The organism is Herbiconiux sp. VKM Ac-2851 (assembly GCF_013205105.1).
Taxonomy (GTDB): Bacteria; Actinomycetota; Actinomycetes; order Actinomycetales; family Microbacteriaceae; genus Herbiconiux; species Herbiconiux flava.
On record NZ_JABMLJ010000002.1, the window covers coordinates 408,373 to 421,439 of the forward strand.

A 13,067-nucleotide genomic window follows, 5' to 3' on the forward strand; every position below is an offset into this window, starting at 1 on the left:
GAAGTGAACAGAGCCGCCCCGGCGGCAGAAGCGGAGCAGACCTTGTCGATCGCCCATCTCGGTCTCGCGGGTGAAGAGCGCCAGGGCGCACCCCGCGCCGGCGACCGCACCCCGCCGCACGACCTGCTCGCCGAGCAGAGCGCGCTCGGCGGCATGCTGCTGTCGAAGGACGCCGTGGCCGACGTGGTCGAGGTCATGCGGGCCGTCGACTTCTACATCCCCAAGCACGAGGTCATCTTCGATGCGATCCTCAATCTCTACTCGCACGGCGAGCCCACCGACGTCATCGCGGTCACCGACGAGCTCACCAAGAGCGGCGAGCTGAGCCGGGCCGGCGGAGCCGACTACCTGCACACGCTCACCGGCCTGGTGCCCACGGCCGCCAACGCCGGCTACTACGCCCAGATCGTCTCCGAGAAGGCCGTGCTGCGCCGGCTCGTCGAGGCCGGCACCCGCATCGTGCAGATGGGCTACGCCAGCGAGGGCGAGGTCACCGACCTCGTCAACAACGCCCAGGCCGAGGTCTACGCGGTCAACGGCGGCGTCGAGGCCGAAGACTACGTGCCGCTCACCGTGGCGGTCACCGCGGCCATCGACGAGATCGAGGCGGCCGCCGGCAAAGACGGCTCGATGACCGGTGTGCCCACCGGCTTCGCCGACCTCGACAACCTCACCAACGGCTTCCACCCGGGCCAGATGATCATCGTCGCCGCCCGCCCCGCGCTCGGCAAGTCGACGCTCGCGCTCGACTTCTGCCGCGCCGCCTCGATCAAGAACGACATGCCGTCGATCTTCTTCTCGCTCGAGATGGGCCGCTCCGAGATCGCCATGCGGCTGCTCTCGGCCGAGGCCTCCGTTCCCCTGCAGAGCATGCGCAAGGGCCGCATCGAGGGCCGGGACTGGACGACGCTGGCCTCCACCCGCGGCCGCATCAACGACGCGCCGTTCTACATCGACGACAGCCCCAACATGACCCTCGTCGAGATCCGCGCGAAGTGCCGCCGGCTGAAGCAGAAGGTCGGCCTGAAGCTCGTCGTCATCGACTACCTGCAGCTCATGACGAGCGGCAAGAAGGTCGAGAGCCGCCAGCAGGAGGTCTCGGAGTTCTCCCGGGCCCTGAAGCTGATGGCCAAGGAGCTGCAGGTGCCGGTCATCGCGCTCTCCCAGCTCAACCGTGGGCCCGAGCAGCGCGCCGACAAGAAGCCGGCCATCTCCGACCTCCGCGAGTCGGGCTCCCTCGAACAGGACGCCGACATGGTCATCCTGCTGCACCGCGAGGGCGCTTACGAGAAAGACAACCCCCGCGCCGGCGAGGCCGACTTCATCGTCGCCAAGCACCGCAACGGCCCCACCGCCACCATCACGGTCGGCTTCCACGGCCACTTCTCCCGCTTCGCGGACATGCCCCCGGCCTAGCCCACACCGTTCCATTTTCGTGACGACCGTGCCAGAATCGTCACATGAATCTCACTGAGCCGCTGGACGGCCTGACCTCTCCGGTCGAGGCCGCCGTGCTGAGAGTGCTCGCGAAGTCCGACGCCGGCTTCTCCGGCCGCCAGCTCCATGTGCTCGCCGGAGTGGGATCCACGTCCAGCGTTCATCGTGCACTCGCCGCCTTCGTTCACCTGGGCCTGGTCCTTCCGGAGTCGCGCCCTCCCGCCATCATCTATCGGGCGAATCGTGATCACGTGCTCTGGCCGGTCGTGGATCTGGCTTTGGGCGCGCGGGAGCGAGCTCTCGACAGCATCGTGCAGTTCTGCCTGGCGAACGCACCTGCCGACCTCACGGTGCTCCTCTTCGGGTCAGTGGCGCGCCGCGAATCCACCCTCGACTCGGACATCGACCTCTTCGTGGTCTTCCCCGATTCCATTGACGACGAGCTCGAGGCGGAATTCACCTACCGGCTCGCAGACCATGTCGAGCACGTGACGGGCAGCGAGGCGCAGGTGCTGCACCTCCGACGGGCGGAGCTGGCCCAGCGCTTGGATGACGACGACCCCCTCGTGGTCAACGTCATCGAAGACGGGCACCTGCTTCACGGTGCTCCGCTGATTTCTCAGCAGGCGCGACTCTCAGCGTGACCCCACGGATCAGTCCGCGCCGCCAGACGATGGACGCCGCCGCCGTACGCATCCGACTGAAGGACGCAGAGACACGGACTTCCTCCGCAGAGCTGCAACTCGGCGGGAGCAGTGCTCACGAGTGGAAGCACGCAGGTGAGATCGCCGTCAGTGCCGGCATCGCGGCGAGCGACGCCATCTGCGGATCGGTGCTCGGCTACAAGATCGCGTCCGAGTCGCACCGTGATGCCCTCGACGCGCTTCGCTCAGCCTCGAGCGCTGCCGTCGCCAAACATCTCGATGCCCTCCTGGTGGCGAAGTCGGCCCAGTCGTACGGCGATCGGCTGCCGAGCTATGGCGAGGCGGCGCGTCTGGTGCTCCATGCCCAGCGGATGCTCGACGCAGCCAGGGCGATCACCCGCGGCTGACGCGGAGGGCCTCCCAGTCGAGCTCCGGGGGGCTCAGGAGAAGGGGAGCTGCTGCTCCTGCGAGACGAGGGTGGGGTAGCCGGGCACGGTCGCGACGATACGGACGGCCGAGTAGTCCTGGGTGATGCCCGAGGGGATCGTGGACGAGAAGGTTCCGTCGGCGCGGGTCGAGGGGCGGAAGACGGTGACCCAGGCGTCGGTGCCGCGGGGCTTGCCCTCGATGTCGAACGACTGCTGGAGCGGCTTGCCGTCGGCGCCCAGGAGTTCGACGAAGACGAAGCCCGAGTTGCCGGAGCCGCTGAACGACACGTACAGCGTCGGCTTCGGGGCGGGCGTGGAGGCGGCGGCCGCGGGGGCCGCCACGGCGGCGAGCACCACGGGGGCGGCCCAGGCGCTGTGCAGCACGGCGCGGCGAGTGGGGCCGGAGGGGCTCAGCGGGTTCGGTTCGTATCGGGTCACCTCACCACGCTATGCGGGCACGCCGAGCCGAGGAGGCGCCACCGACGCCCGCAAGCGGACATGTCCGCAAGAGGGCGCCGAGGGCGCGGAGGGTGTGGAGGGCGCACGGCACTCCGGGCGCTGAGACCGTCGCGGGGAGCCTACGGGGCGGCGACGGCCGCCCGGTAGACGGAAGCGACGCGGTCGAGGAACGTCGAGACGACCTCGCGGTCGGCCTCGGGCATCTCGTCGACGATGGCGGCGATGCCGAGGATGACGGGGAGGAGCTCCTGCACCGTGCGGTCGACCGAGGCGCGGGCCGGCACGACCACGATCTTGCGGCGGTCGCGCTCGTGCGGGTGGCGCTCGGCATGGCCCAGCGCGACGAGGCGGTCGACCACGAGGGTCGAGGCCGCCGTCGAGACCTTGAGGCGCGTGGCGAGCTCGCTCGGCGTGAGCGGCCCGTCCTGGATGAGGTGCTCCATCGCCGTCAGGTCGGTCTGGTTCACCGTCAGCACGGTGCCCAGGCGGCGTTCGAAGGCCCGCGAGAGGGCGTCGACGTCGCGGAGCTGCTGCGAGATCGGGGAGACGGCGGGCATGCCGCTGTCGGGCAGCTCGTCGCGCGACCACGGGGTGGTGCTCGAGGAGTTGCGGGCATCAGTCATGACTGACATGCTAAACCCATATGTAGCTAAGCTGCTTAGCAACCAAGGATCTTGCACGTCGACGAGGAGAGGACAATGCGCGCCATCGCCCGATTCGTCAGCGGCCGGGGCACGGCCTGGGTCACGCTGGCCCTGACCGCGGTCGCCGTGGCGCTGCTGTTCGCCCTGCTCCCCCAGGGCGAGAGCGACGCCTTCCCACCCTCCGGACTGCCCGAGTCGAGCGAGGCCGCGAAGGTCTCCGCGCTGCTCGAACAGTTCCCCGACGCCGACACCACGGCGGGCATCGTGGTCTACTCGCGGGGCGGCGACGCGCTGACCGACGCCGACCGCACCGCGATCACCGAGGCGGCCGGTCGGCTCGCCGAGGGCTCCCTCGCCCCGCAGGCGGTCGTGCCCCAGTTCAGCGACGACGGCACCGCGGCGCTGGTGGCCGTCCCCCTCGAAGCGGATGCCGACGCCGACGTCGGGGCGATCGCCGACGAGCTGCGCGCCGACGCCGATCCGGGCGTGGACGGCCTCACCGCCCTGCTCACCGGCCCCGTCGGCTTCCAGGCCGACATCTCCAACGCCTTCGCCGGAGCCGACTTCCGCCTGCTGCTCGTGACCGTGCTGGTGGTCGCGTTCCTGCTCATCGTCACCTACCGCAGCCCGGTGCTCTGGATCGTCCCGCTCGCCGTCGTCGGTCTCGCCGACGGGCTCGCCCGCGTCGTGGTGACCGCTCTGGCCGAGCCTCTGGGCATCACCATCGACGCGTCGATCGGGGGCATCCTCTCGGTGCTGGTGTTCGGCGCCGGAACGAACTACGCCCTGCTGCTCGTCGCCCGCTACCGCGAGGAGCTCACCCGGGTCGAGAACCGGCACACCGCCATGCTGACCGCCTGGCGGAGCGCGGGCCCCGCCATCGCGGCGAGCGGCGGAACCGTGGCGCTCAGCCTGCTCACCCTGCTGCTCGCCCAGCTCTCCGGCAACCGCGCCCTGGGCTTCGCCTGCGCGGTCGGCGTGGCCATCGCCATCCTGTTCGCGCTGCTCGTGCTGCCGGCGGCCCTCGTCGTCTGCGGCCGCGGCCTGTTCTGGCCGTTCGTCCCCCGCGTGCAGAGCGAGACCGACGCCGTGGCCCACCCGCGGAAGCCCGGCGTCTGGATGCGCCTCGGCCGCGCGGTGGCGAAGCGACCCGCCGTCGTGGCGATCGTCGCCGTGCTCGCCATCGTCGCGCTCTCGCTCGGGCTGATCGGCGTGCAGGTCGGACTCTCGCAGACCGACCAGCTGATCGGCGAGCCCGACTCGGTGAAGGCCCAGGCCGTGATCGACGAGTCGTTCAACGCGGGCCTGACCGGTCAGACGGTCGTGCTGACCCCGGATGCGGTGGTCACCGACGCGAGCACGCTCGCCGAGGGCGTGGCCGGCGTCGAGTCGGTGCGTCCCGGCGAGAGCGCCGCGGGCGTGACCCGCCTCGACGTGACTCTCGACGCCGAGCCGGAGAGTGACGAGGCCTTCGCGACGATCATCGCCCTCCGCAGCGCTTACGCCGACGCCGGAGGCGAGCTCGCCGACACCCTCGTCGGCGGGAACGACGCGACCGCGCTCGACACGAACACGGCCTCCGAAGCCGACCAGGCGCTGATCATCCCGCTGATCCTGGCGATCGTCTTCGTCATCCTCGCCCTGCTGCTGCGCTCGCTGGTGGCTCCGGTGCTGCTGATCGCGAGCGTGCTGGCCACCTTCTTCGCGAGCCTCGGCGCCTCGAACGTGCTGTTCCAGAACGTGCTCGGGTTCCCGGCGTTCGACTCCAACGTGGTTCTGTTCGCCTTCCTCTTCCTGGTGGCGCTCGGTGTGGACTACAACATCTTCCTCACCACGCGAGCCCGGGAGGAGGCCGTGCGGCACGGCACCCGGGAGGGCATGGTGCGGGCGCTCAGCAGCACCGGCGGCGTGATCACCAGTGCGGGCATCCTGCTCGCCGCCGTCTTCGCGGTGCTCGGCGTGCTGCCCGTGGTCGCGCTGACCCAGATCGGTGTGATCGTCTGCATCGGCGTGCTCCTGGACACCCTCGTGGTGCGAACGGTGCTCGTGCCGGCGCTCGTCTTCCTGACCGGCGACCGGTTCTGGTGGCCGTCGAAGCCCGCAGCCGGAGCCGCGTCCAGCGCGGGTGCCGCGCCTGCAGGCGGGGCCGCCCGTGCCCGGCACGCCGGGCACGACCGGCACTCAGCCGGGGCGAAATAGACTGGAGGCATCCCTACCGTCGAAACGAGGCATCCGGAGTGACCGAGACCCGCCGCAGCACCGAGCGGTCGCCCTACTGGGGCGTGCCCGTGGCCCGGGCGATCCCGTTCATCGTGACCGCGCTCGTCATCACCTTCAGCCCGAACCACTCGGCGCAAGTGGGCCTCTTCGCCTACGGCGTGCTCGCGATCGTCTCGGGGCTCATCGTCGCCGTGCTGTCGTGGCGCACGATCGAGGTGAGGTCGACCCGGGTGGTCTTCCTCGTGCAGGGCGTCGCCAGCGTGCTCTTCGGCGCCCTGGCCCTCGGCTTCAACGCCGGCGGCCTCGGCTTCCTGCTGTTCTGCGCCACCATGAACTCGGCCATCGGCGGCTTCCTCGAGCTCTACGCGGGCCTGAAGGCCGGCAAGAACCCGGCCGGCCGCGACTGGGCCGTCGTCGGCGGGCTCACCGTGGTCTTCGCCCTCGTGCTGATCTTCTTCCCCACCGACCCCGTCTTCGCGGTCGGGATGCTCGGGGCCTACTCCGCCGTCATCGGCCTGTTCCTCGTGATCGGCGGCCTCTCGCTGCGCTGGGGAACCACCGCACCCGTCGCCGCGACCGGGCCTGAACCCACCAGAAGGGCATCGTGAACCAACCAACGAGGCGCGACCGGCTGAAGCCGGCCGAGCTGATCGTCCTGTCCGCCATCCTCTCGGCCTTCGTCGGGCTGGTGGTGCTGATGGTGTCGCGCGAGTTCCTGCTGGCGGGCATCTTCTTCGGGGTCGCCTTCATCGTCGTGCTCGTCGTGATGGCGATGCTTTCGCTCTCGATCAAGCCGAACGACCGCGAGCAGCACGAGATCGACGACGACGAGCCGCAGGGCCCGGCCGGTCACTAGGCACGAGGCCATCCGGCCACGAGGCATCCGCGCAGGCGCAGCCGAAGCCGCAACCACAGCCCTAGTCGAGGATGTGGTCGACCAGCGCCGACGCCAGCCCCGTGTAGCCCGCCGGGGTGAGTGCCACGAGCCGAGCCTTGGCCTCGGCCCCGATGTCGAGCCCCTCGACGAAGGCCACCAGCTCGGCCTGCCCGATCCGCCGCCCGCGGGTCAGCTCCTTGAGCAGGGCGTAGGGGTCGCTGATCTGCGATCGCCCCTCGGTGATCTCGGCGCGCACGACGGTCTGGATCGCCTCGCCGAGCACCTCCCAGTTCTCGTCGAGATCGCGGGCCAGCGCGTCCCGGTTGAGCGAGATCTGACCGAGGCCGCCGAGGATGTTGTCGAGCGCCAGCAGCGAGTGCCCGAGGGCGACGCCGATGTTCCGCTGGGTGGTGCTGTCGGTGAGGTCGCGCTGCAGCCGTGAGGTCACGAGGGTCGCCGCGAGCGAGTCGAGCAGCGCGCTGGAGAGCTCGAGGTTCGCCTCGGCGTTCTCGAAGCGGATCGGGTTCACCTTGTGCGGCATGGTCGAGGAGCCCGTGGCGCCCGCGACCGGGATCTGGGTGAAGTAGCCGATGGAGATGTAGGTCCAGACATCGGTGCAGAGGTTGTGCAGGATGCGGTTGGCGTGGCTGATCCGGTTGTAGAGCTCGGCCTGCCAGTCGTGCGACTCGATCTGGGTGGTCAGGGGGTTCCAGACGAGGCCGAGCGAGGTGACGAACTCGCGCGAGATGCGCTGCCAGTCGGCGGTGGGGTCGGCCACCAGGTCGGCGGCGAACGTTCCGGTGGCGCCGCTGAACTTGCCGAGGAACTCGGTGTCCTCGATCTGCGCCTTCACGCGCTCGAGCCGGTGCACGGTGACCGCGAGCTCCTTGCCCATGGTGGTGGGCGTCGCGGGCTGGCCGTGGGTGTGCGCGAGCATCGGCTCGTCGCGGTACTCGACGGCCTGGCGACGGAGTTCGGCGATCACGCGCTCGAAGGCGGGAAGCCAGACGCCCTCGACGGCGTCGCGGATGGTCAGGGCGTAGCTGAGGTTGTTGATGTCCTCGCTGGTGCAGCCGAAGTGGGTGAGCTCGGCGATGTCGTTCAGCTCCAGCGCCGCGAGCTTCTCGCGCACGAAGTACTCGACCGCCTTGACGTCGTGCCGCGTGGTCGCCTCGAGCTCGGCGATGCGGTCGATGTCGGCCTGCCCGAAGTCGTCGACGACGGCGCGCAACTCCGTGGCGAGCTGGGGCTCGAGCGGCGTCGCCCCGAACATCCGGTGCTCGGTGAGGAAGAGCAGCCAATCGATCTCGACCCGCACACGCGCGCGGTTCAGGCCGGCTTCGGAGAGGAACTCGCCGAGCTCGGTGACGGCGGGGCGGTAGCGGCCGTCGAGGGGGCTGATCGGCTGAGGGGGCAGAGGAGGCATGGCGGGGCGGGGACTTTCGGTGTGGAGGGCGGGGTTCAGGATGCGGCCGGCTGCCGGAACGCGGGCTCGAGCTGCCGGAACAGCGCCCGGTCGGCGTGCTCGATCATCGCGAGCACCGAGTCGAACAGGGCGGCGTCGGAGTAGTAGGGGTCGGGGACGTCGGTGCGCCCGGCGTAGTCGGCGTCGAAGGAGAGCAGCAGGCGCACCTTCTGCCGGTCCTCCTCGGTGCGGGCCCAGGAGCGCAGCACCCGCTCGTGGCTGCGGTCGAGCGCCACCACGAGGTCGAGCGAGTCGAACCAGGCGGGCTCGAACTGGCGGGCGCGGTGGGTGCTGCCGTCGTAGCCGCGGCTCTCGAGCGAAGCGATCGTGCGCGGGTCGGCGTGCTCGCCGACGTGCCACTCCCCCGTGCCGGCCGAGCTCACGACGACACGGCCGGAGAGCCCGGCCTTCTCGACGAGGTCGCGCAGCACGATCTCGGCCATCGGGGAGCGGCAGATGTTGCCGGTGCAGACCATGCAGATGCGGAAGGCGGCCTCGGGGGGATCGTCGGGCTCGCGGGACATGCCCTTAGTCTCTCATCGGCGGTCGCGGCGGCCCGCGAGGGGCCGGAGGATCGCGCCGATGATGGCCGAGAGGATGGCCAGCACCAGGGCGCCGAGCACCGTCCACCAGAAGCCGGCGAGGGTGAGACCGAAGCCGAACAGTCCGGTGAACACCGAGGTGAGCCAGAGCAGCAGCGCGTTCACGAAGAACGAGATGATGCCGAGGGTGAGGATGTAGAGCGGGAACGCCACGACCCGGATGATGCTGCCGATGATGCCGTTCACGATGCCGAAGACCAGCGCCACCAGGAGGTAGCTGACGATGAGCTCGACGGTGCCGCCGTCGCCGATCGGGTCGATCTTGACGCCGGCGACGATGAGGGTGGTGAGCCACAGGGCGATCGCGTTGACGACCAGGGAGACCAGGAATCTGCGCATGACCCCCACTATCCCAGAACGGCCCGTCGCGCGGAACGGCCAGGTGGTGCAGAGTCGAGGCATGGTGAACCTGCCCTGGCAGCCGGAGTACCCGATCCTGACCGCCCGCCTCGCCCTGCGCCCCCATCGCGGGAGCGACCTCGACGACCTGCTGAGGTACCACTCCGACCCCGAGGTGGTGCGCTACATCCCGTGGCCCGTGCGCACGCGCGAGCAGACCGAGGCGGCGCTCGAGTCCCGCACCCGTCAGGGCGCGGTGACCGAGGAGGGGCAGTGGCTGGTGCTCGCGATCCAGCTGCGCGACGACGTCGGGCTGAGCGAGGGCGGCCGGGTGATCGGCGAGGTGCTGCTCAAGTTCGACAGCGAGGCGGATGCCCGGGGCGAGCTCGGCTACGCCATCGCCCGGGATGCCGAAGGGCACGGCTACGCCACCGAGGCCGCGCGGGCCGTTCTCGAGCTGGCTTTCGCCCGGTTCGGGCTGCACCGCGTGATCGCCCGCCTCGATGCCCGGAACCGCGCATCCGCTGCCCTGCTGGAGCGGCTGGGCATGCGCCGGGAGGCCCTCTTCGTCGAGGACGAGCACTTCAAGGGCGAGTGGACGGACACCCTCGTCTACGCGATGCTCGCGCGCGAGTACCGCCCCGAGCATATTCCCGAGGCGGGATGAGACCGAGAACTACACTGGACGGATGACCTCCGGCTCCGAAGCAGCCCCCGCCGTTCCGGTGAGGATGCGCCCCGAGATCCTCGCGCTGCCCGCGTACCGGCAGGGCCAGGCCGCGCCGACCGGGTTCAAGCTGTCGTCGAACGAGAACCCGTACGACCCGCTGCCCGGTGTGCTCGAGGCCGTCGACCGTGCGACCCGGCAGCTGCACCGCTACCCGAACGCCGCCGCCCCCGAGATCACGGCTCGCCTGGCCGAGGAGTGGGGGGTCGATCCCGACGAGGTGATCGTCGCCGCCGGATCGGTGGCGCTGCTGATGCAGTTCACGATGGCCGCCGCCGGCCACGGCGACGAGGTCGTCTTCTCCTGGCGCTCCTTCGAGGTCTACCCGTGGATGACGGTGCTCCCCGGGGCCACCGCGATGCCGGTGCCGAACACGCCCGACCACCGCCACGACCTCGACGCGATGGCCGCCGCGATCACGGATCGCACGCGCCTCGTGCTCGTCTGCAGCCCCAACAACCCCACGTCGAGCATCGTGACCAAGGCCGAGTTCGAGGCCTTCATGGCGAAGGTGCCCTCCGATCTCCTGGTCATCCTCGACGAGGCCTACGCCGAGTTCGTCACCGATCCGGAGGCGGTGAACGGCCGGGCGCTGGTGCGGCGGTACCCGAACCTCGTCGTGCTGCGCACCTTCTCCAAGGCCTACGGGCTCGCCGGTCTCCGCATCGGCTACGGCATCGGCCGCGCCGACGTGCTCGCGCCGGCCCGCACCACGATCGTGCCGCTGAGCCTCACCGACCACGCCCAGGTGGCCGCCCTCGCCTCGCTCGACCGCGGCGACGAGCTCCGCGAGCGGGTCGCGAACATCGCCGTGCGGCGCGACGCCGTCTACGAGGCCCTGCTCGAGCAGGGCTGGACGGGCATCCCGAAGCCGAACGGCAACTTCGTCTGGTTCCCGGTGGGCGAGCGCACCCCCGAGGTGCTCGAGGTGTTCCGCCGGCACGGCATCATCGCCCGGGGCTACCTGCCCGACGGCGTCCGACTGACGATCGGCGAGGAGGAGAGCGTGCAGAACGTGCTCTCCGCCGCCGACGAGATAGCGAGGATCCTCCGATGACCGAGACCCCGACGGTGCAGTTCCTCTCGGTCGAGGGCGAGTTCGCCCCGACCGAGTCGGCCGAGGAGTACCGCTCCTACCTCGATCGCCTGAGCGAGACAGACCTGCAGGAGTTCTACCGGAAGATGGTCGTGGTGCGCCGTTTCGACGGCGAGGCCACCAACCTGCAGCGGCAGGGCCAGATGGCGCTCTGGGTGCCGAGCCACGGCCAGGAGGGCGCCCAGGTGGGCTCGGCCTTCGCCGCCCGCCCGCAGGACCACCTCTTCCCGAGCTACCGGGAGCACGCGGTCGGCCTGGTGCGGGGCATCGACATGCTCGCCATCGTCGAGCTCCTGCGCGGCAACACCCACGGCGGCTGGGACCCGACCGACCCCACCAACGGCAACTTCCACGGCTACTGCCTGGTGATCGGCTCGCACTCGCTGCACGCCACCGGCTACGCCATGGGCCTGCAGCGCGACGGGCTGGTCGGCACCGGCGACCCCGAGGTCGACGCCGCCGTGCTCTGCTACTTCGGCGACGGCGCCACCTCCCAGGGCGACGTCAGCGAGGCCTTCGTGTTCTCGGCCTCGAGCCAGACGCCGAACGTGTTCTTCCTGCAGAACAACCAGTGGGCCATCTCGGTGCCGGTCAGCGTGCAGTCGCGCGTGCCGCTGTACCTCCGCTCCCGCGGCTTCGGCGTGCCGAGCGTGCAGATCGACGGCAACGACGTGCTCGCGAGCTACGCGGTCACCGCGAAGGCGCTCGACGACGCCCGCGGCGGCGGCGGCCCGCAGTTCATCGAGGCGCTGACCTACCGCATAGGGGCCCACACCACCTCCGACGACCCCACGAAGTACCGCGAGAACGCCGAGCAGGAGTTCTGGGTGAAGCGCGACCCGATCGTGCGCTTCGAGAAGTACCTGCGCGGGCTCGGCGAGGGCGACGCCTTCTTCGACGGCGTGAAGGCCGAGGCCGACGACTACGCGGCCGACATCCGCGCCCGCACGCTGGTGCTCGAGGCCCCGCCGATCGGCACCATGTTCGACCACGTGTACTCGGAGCCGCATCCGGTGATGACCGAGCAGAAGCTGTGGCTCGAGCGCTACGAGGCGTCGTTCCAGGAGGAGCAGGCATGACCACCGTGAACCCGTCGAACCCGACGACCGCCTCCATCGCCCCCGAGGTGCAGGAGCTGCCGATGGCGAAGGCGCTGAACCTCGGCCTCGCCAAGGCGCTCGCCGACGACCCCAAGGTGCTGCTGATGGGCGAGGACATCGGCCGTCTCGGCGGTGTCTTCCGCGTCACCGAGGGCCTCCAGGCGCAGTTCGGCGCCGATCGCGTCGTCGACACCCCGCTGGCCGAGTCGGGCATCATCGGCACGGCGATCGGCCTCGCGATGCGCGGCTACCGCCCGGTCTGCGAGATCCAGTTCGACGGCTTCATCTGGCCGGGCTTCGACCAGATCACCAGCCAGCTCGCCAAGCTGACCAACCGCGGCGGCGGCGCGTTCTCCATGCCCGTGGTCATCCGGGTGCCCTACGGCGGGCACATCGGCGCCGTCGAGCACCACCAGGAGAGCCCCGAGGCGTACTTCGCGCACACCGCCGGCCTCCGCGTGGTGAGCCCCTCCACCCCGAACGACGCCTACTGGATGATGCAGGAGGCGATCCGCTTCAACGACCCGGTGATGTTCTTCGAGCCGAAGAGCCGCTACTGGCCCAAGGGCCCGGTCGACTTCACCGGATCGGCCGCCCCGCTGCACGCCAGCCGGGTCGTGCGCGTCGGCACCGACGTGACCGTGCTCGCCCACGGCGCCATGGTCAGCGTGCTGATGCAGGCCGCCGAGATCGCCGACGCCGAGGGCATCAGCCTCGAGGTGATCGACCTGCGCTCCATCAGCCCGATCGACTACGGGCCGATCATCGACTCGGTCACCAAGACCGGCCGCCTCGTCGTGGCGCAGGAGGCCTCGGGCTTCGTCAGCGTCGGCTCCGAGATCGCCGCGACCGTCGCCGAGCGCGCCTTCTACTCGCTGCAGGCCCCCGTGCTGCGGGTGGCGGGCTTCGACACCCCCTTCCCGCCCGCGAAGCTCGAGACCGTCTTCCTGCCCGACGCCGACCGCGTCATGGAAGCCGTCGACCGCGTGATGGCCTACTAGGCCATCCGCATCCGACCAGGTACGTCAG

General features: G+C 70.3%; 15 protein-coding genes. 10 read left to right on the forward strand and 5 right to left on the reverse strand.

All coding sequences use genetic code 11. The features are described from left to right. Positions 1 to 42 precede the first annotated feature (42 nt). From dnaB to HQQ85_RS08615, 3 genes are read left to right on the forward strand one after another with little or no spacing between them, the layout of a single operon-like run. Positions 43 to 1,416, forward strand: coding sequence for a replicative DNA helicase (gene dnaB, locus HQQ85_RS08605; RefSeq protein WP_173182114.1), 1,374 nt, complete (start codon positions 43 to 45; stop codon positions 1,414 to 1,416). A 44-nt stretch (positions 1,417 to 1,460) separates the two neighbouring features. Beyond that, positions 1,461 to 2,081, forward strand: a complete 621-nt coding sequence (locus tag HQQ85_RS08610) for a nucleotidyltransferase domain-containing protein (RefSeq protein WP_173182115.1) — start codon at positions 1,461 to 1,463, stop codon at positions 2,079 to 2,081. Beyond that, positions 2,078 to 2,488, forward strand: coding sequence for a hypothetical protein (locus HQQ85_RS08615; protein ID WP_173182116.1), 411 nt, complete (start codon positions 2,078 to 2,080; stop codon positions 2,486 to 2,488). Before HQQ85_RS08610 ends, HQQ85_RS08615 begins: the two co-directional genes overlap by 4 nt. Positions 2,489 to 2,521: 33 nt before the next feature. Here HQQ85_RS08615 and HQQ85_RS08620 read toward each other — a convergent pair whose 3' ends face one another. Then, positions 2,522 to 2,947: a hypothetical protein gene (locus HQQ85_RS08620; RefSeq protein ID WP_173182117.1), complete on the reverse strand. Its 426-nt coding sequence runs from the start codon at positions 2,945 to 2,947 to the stop codon at positions 2,522 to 2,524. Between the two features lie 140 nt (positions 2,948 to 3,087). Beyond that, on the reverse strand, positions 3,088 to 3,591 hold the full coding sequence (locus HQQ85_RS08625; RefSeq protein WP_254069298.1) for a MarR family winged helix-turn-helix transcriptional regulator: 504 nt from the start codon (positions 3,589 to 3,591) through the stop codon (positions 3,088 to 3,090). A gap of 75 nt (positions 3,592 to 3,666) precedes the next feature. Here HQQ85_RS08625 and HQQ85_RS08630 point away from each other — a divergent pair, with 75 nt between their 5' ends. From HQQ85_RS08630 to HQQ85_RS08640, 3 genes are read left to right on the forward strand one after another with little or no spacing between them, the layout of a single operon-like run. Continuing rightward, positions 3,667 to 5,811 (forward strand): MMPL family transporter, encoded by a 2,145-nt coding sequence (locus tag HQQ85_RS08630; protein WP_173182118.1) that lies wholly within the window; start codon positions 3,667 to 3,669, stop codon positions 5,809 to 5,811. A gap of 38 nt (positions 5,812 to 5,849) precedes the next feature. Further along, on the forward strand, positions 5,850 to 6,440 hold the full coding sequence (locus HQQ85_RS08635) for an HdeD family acid-resistance protein (protein ID WP_173182119.1): 591 nt from the start codon (positions 5,850 to 5,852) through the stop codon (positions 6,438 to 6,440). Then, positions 6,437 to 6,688: a hypothetical protein gene (locus HQQ85_RS08640; RefSeq protein ID WP_173182120.1), complete on the forward strand. Its 252-nt coding sequence runs from the start codon at positions 6,437 to 6,439 to the stop codon at positions 6,686 to 6,688. Before HQQ85_RS08635 ends, HQQ85_RS08640 begins: the two co-directional genes overlap by 4 nt. 61 nt (positions 6,689 to 6,749) lie before the next feature. Here HQQ85_RS08640 and purB read toward each other — a convergent pair whose 3' ends face one another. From purB to HQQ85_RS08655, 3 genes are read right to left on the reverse strand one after another with little or no spacing between them, the layout of a single operon-like run. Next, positions 6,750 to 8,135, reverse strand: a complete 1,386-nt coding sequence (purB, locus tag HQQ85_RS08645; protein ID WP_173182121.1) for an adenylosuccinate lyase — start codon at positions 8,133 to 8,135, stop codon at positions 6,750 to 6,752. A gap of 35 nt (positions 8,136 to 8,170) precedes the next feature. Further along, the gene (locus HQQ85_RS08650) at positions 8,171 to 8,698 is read right to left on the reverse strand and encodes a low molecular weight protein-tyrosine-phosphatase (RefSeq protein ID WP_173182122.1); all 528 of its coding nucleotides are present in this window, start codon (positions 8,696 to 8,698) and stop codon (positions 8,171 to 8,173) included. A 12-nt stretch (positions 8,699 to 8,710) separates the two neighbouring features. Continuing rightward, on the reverse strand, positions 8,711 to 9,115 hold the full coding sequence (locus tag HQQ85_RS08655) for a phage holin family protein (protein WP_173182123.1): 405 nt from the start codon (positions 9,113 to 9,115) through the stop codon (positions 8,711 to 8,713). Here HQQ85_RS08655 and HQQ85_RS08660 point away from each other — a divergent pair. From HQQ85_RS08660 to HQQ85_RS08675, 4 genes are read left to right on the forward strand one after another with little or no spacing between them, the layout of a single operon-like run. After that, positions 9,114 to 9,782 (forward strand): GNAT family N-acetyltransferase, encoded by a 669-nt coding sequence (locus HQQ85_RS08660; RefSeq protein ID WP_216851592.1) that lies wholly within the window; start codon positions 9,114 to 9,116, stop codon positions 9,780 to 9,782. The two genes, HQQ85_RS08655 and HQQ85_RS08660, sit on opposite strands and share 2 nt — an antisense overlap. Positions 9,783 to 9,804: 22 nt before the next feature. Further along, positions 9,805 to 10,899 (forward strand): histidinol-phosphate transaminase, encoded by a 1,095-nt coding sequence (locus HQQ85_RS08665; RefSeq protein WP_173182124.1) that lies wholly within the window; start codon positions 9,805 to 9,807, stop codon positions 10,897 to 10,899. Next, complete coding sequence (locus tag HQQ85_RS08670) at positions 10,896 to 12,017, forward strand: thiamine pyrophosphate-dependent dehydrogenase E1 component subunit alpha (RefSeq protein ID WP_173182125.1); 1,122 nt, start codon at positions 10,896 to 10,898, stop codon at positions 12,015 to 12,017. The genes HQQ85_RS08665 and HQQ85_RS08670 overlap by 4 nt, the downstream gene beginning before the upstream one ends. Further along, complete coding sequence (locus HQQ85_RS08675) at positions 12,014 to 13,039, forward strand: alpha-ketoacid dehydrogenase subunit beta (protein ID WP_173182126.1); 1,026 nt, start codon at positions 12,014 to 12,016, stop codon at positions 13,037 to 13,039. The genes HQQ85_RS08670 and HQQ85_RS08675 overlap by 4 nt, the downstream gene beginning before the upstream one ends. The last annotated feature ends 28 nt before the right edge of the window (positions 13,040 to 13,067 follow it).

Bases quoted from the DNA above. Each gene is read 5' to 3' on its own strand.
- HQQ85_RS08610 (WP_173182115.1), top strand. From the start codon at position 1,461: ATGAATCTCACTGAGCCGCTGGACGGCCTGACCTCTCCGGTCGAGGCC.
- HQQ85_RS08625 (WP_254069298.1), bottom strand. From the start codon at position 3,591: ATGACTGATGCCCGCAACTCCTCGAGCACCACCCCGTGGTCGCGCGAC.
- HQQ85_RS08630 (WP_173182118.1), top strand. From the start codon at position 3,667: ATGCGCGCCATCGCCCGATTCGTCAGCGGCCGGGGCACGGCCTGGGTC.
- purB (WP_173182121.1), bottom strand. From the start codon at position 8,135: ATGCCTCCTCTGCCCCCTCAGCCGATCAGCCCCCTCGACGGCCGCTAC.
- HQQ85_RS08650 (WP_173182122.1), bottom strand. From the start codon at position 8,698: ATGTCCCGCGAGCCCGACGATCCCCCCGAGGCCGCCTTCCGCATCTGC.
- HQQ85_RS08660 (WP_216851592.1), top strand. From the start codon at position 9,114: ATGACCCCCACTATCCCAGAACGGCCCGTCGCGCGGAACGGCCAGGTG.
- HQQ85_RS08655 (WP_173182123.1), bottom strand. From the start codon at position 9,115: ATGCGCAGATTCCTGGTCTCCCTGGTCGTCAACGCGATCGCCCTGTGG.
- HQQ85_RS08665 (WP_173182124.1), top strand. From the start codon at position 9,805: ATGACCTCCGGCTCCGAAGCAGCCCCCGCCGTTCCGGTGAGGATGCGC.
- HQQ85_RS08670 (WP_173182125.1), top strand. From the start codon at position 10,896: ATGACCGAGACCCCGACGGTGCAGTTCCTCTCGGTCGAGGGCGAGTTC.
- HQQ85_RS08675 (WP_173182126.1), top strand. From the start codon at position 12,014: ATGACCACCGTGAACCCGTCGAACCCGACGACCGCCTCCATCGCCCCC.